This window comes from Clostridium sp. DFI.1.208 (assembly GCF_024463855.1).
Taxonomy (GTDB): Bacteria; Bacillota_I; Bacilli_A; order Erysipelotrichales; family Erysipelotrichaceae; genus Clostridium_AQ.
In genome coordinates this window covers 1-1531 of the sequence record NZ_JANGCA010000144.1, presented here as the reverse complement: position 1 = coordinate 1531, position 1531 = coordinate 1, and the positions used below count along the sequence as shown (strand labels likewise).

The 1531-nt window shown below is 38.5% G+C and carries 3 protein-coding genes; 1 reads left to right on the top strand and 2 read right to left on the bottom strand.

Annotated elements, in window-relative coordinates; genetic code table 11:
- Positions 1-138: 138 nt before the first annotated feature.
- Together NE665_RS23685 and NE665_RS23680 are read right to left on the bottom strand one after the other, a co-directional pair.
- Positions 139-420: a spore coat protein gene (locus tag NE665_RS23685; protein ID WP_117445080.1), complete on the bottom strand. Its 282-nt coding sequence runs from the start codon at positions 418-420 to the stop codon at positions 139-141.
- Position 421: 1 nt separating this feature from the next.
- On the bottom strand, positions 422-613 hold the full coding sequence (locus tag NE665_RS23680; RefSeq protein WP_002607667.1) for a hypothetical protein: 192 nt from the start codon (positions 611-613) through the stop codon (positions 422-424).
- Between the two features lie 133 nt (positions 614-746).
- Between NE665_RS23680 and NE665_RS23675 the strand changes: the two genes are divergently transcribed.
- Positions 747-1292: a DUF402 domain-containing protein gene (locus NE665_RS23675; RefSeq protein ID WP_117445079.1), complete on the top strand. Its 546-nt coding sequence runs from the start codon at positions 747-749 to the stop codon at positions 1290-1292.
- Positions 1293-1531 lie beyond the last annotated feature (239 nt).

Sequence of the window (1531 nt, the reverse complement as noted above, 5' to 3'; positions counted from 1 at the left end):
AGTCATCAAAAAATTCAATATATCCTTCAAAATATACAAAAAAAGACAATTTCATTTCGAAAATTGCCTATATACAATAAAAAGCCTATGTCCTTACGAAAAGGTATAGGCTTTTGTCAACAATCTGGGAGTTATCGATTAAGATAACTCGCTCTCACTTTTTGAAAATTTTGTATAAGCCTTGGAAATGTTCTTGGCTGAATCGGCGGTCATCTTATACCAGCCCTGCTCTGTCATCATATTGAATACATCACGCTGCAGCGTAGATACACACGTATAAACCTCATCGATTTTTGTAAACAGCTCATCATTGCTTGCTTCCTGTGTAAAGGTATTCAACTCAGCCTTCATGTGTTTCAGTGTAACAAGCAGGTTCGTAGCGATATCCTTATCGCCATAGCTCTTGGATTTATCTGCCATGTTATTTTGCCTCACTTTCCAGGATAGCCAGCAGTGTCTGGTAATGCTCTTTCAATTTTTCCTGTACGTTTTCAAAACAGGTTTTTACATCTTCACTTTGAATCATTGTGATATCGTTGGCGACACGCTTATTCAAAACAAGCGTCTGGTCCAGAATATCTTCCATATACAATACGTCTTTTGGTGTCAGCATAGTGTTCACTCGTATGACTCTGTGTACAAGCCATACATCTCCTTTCATACAATAGTATGGTAGGGAAATTACACTTGTATGCATTTGCTTTCAAGGTTTTATCTGCTATAATAGATACTCACAGGAGGACGTCATGGAAATACAAGAAAGAGAATATGTATATATCCAGAGCTATAAGCATGATGGAAGTCTTCACAGAACCTGGGCAAAGGGTTATGTAATTGAAGCAAATGAGCGGCGTATCGTTGCAGTAACAAATAAAACACTCGTCAGTGAATCGGACGGACGCAAGTGGGTGACTAGAGAACCGGCAATCTGCTTCTTCTACCCGGATAAGTGGTACAATGTTATCTGTATGATCAGGAAATCGGGTATCCATTATTACTGCAATCTGGCATCTCCATCACTTTATGACGGAGAAGCGATAAAGAATATTGATTACGATTTGGATGTGAAGGTTTCACCAACGGGGAAAACGACGCTGCTGGATGAGGATGAATATCAGGAGCATTCTGCAGAAATGGGGTATAGCCGAAAGCTGGATAAAGCGATTCATCATGGATTAGATCGTCTGATGGTGGATATCCGTCTACAGAATTCACCATTTGAGCATCGGGAAATATCTGCATTGTATGATAAATACCTGCGCTATATGGATGAAGATAAAAGGATGAAATAAGGCCTCTATGCGGCATATGAAAGAAATATGATAAAAAAGTTAAAAAAATAAAAAAAGCTGTTGACACATAGGGATATGTGTTGTATTATATACGAGCGCTGATGAGAAACAGCGGCGCACGAAATAGAAATTTCGGTCTTTGAAAACTGAACAGGAAACGTCAATTATTTGAGAAAACAATATTCTCGGTATAACGATAACTAAAATGAAATTCAAACGCAAGTCATGCGTTAGAGCTA

What these genes read in the sequence shown, in the direction of transcription:
- NE665_RS23685 (WP_117445080.1), bottom strand. Translation starts at nt 420, where the DNA reads ATGGCAGATAAATCCAAGAGCTATGGCGATAAGGATATCGCTACGAAC.
- NE665_RS23680 (WP_002607667.1), bottom strand. Translation starts at nt 613, where the DNA reads ATGCTGACACCAAAAGACGTATTGTATATGGAAGATATTCTGGACCAG.
- NE665_RS23675 (WP_117445079.1), top strand. Translation starts at nt 747, where the DNA reads ATGGAAATACAAGAAAGAGAATATGTATATATCCAGAGCTATAAGCAT.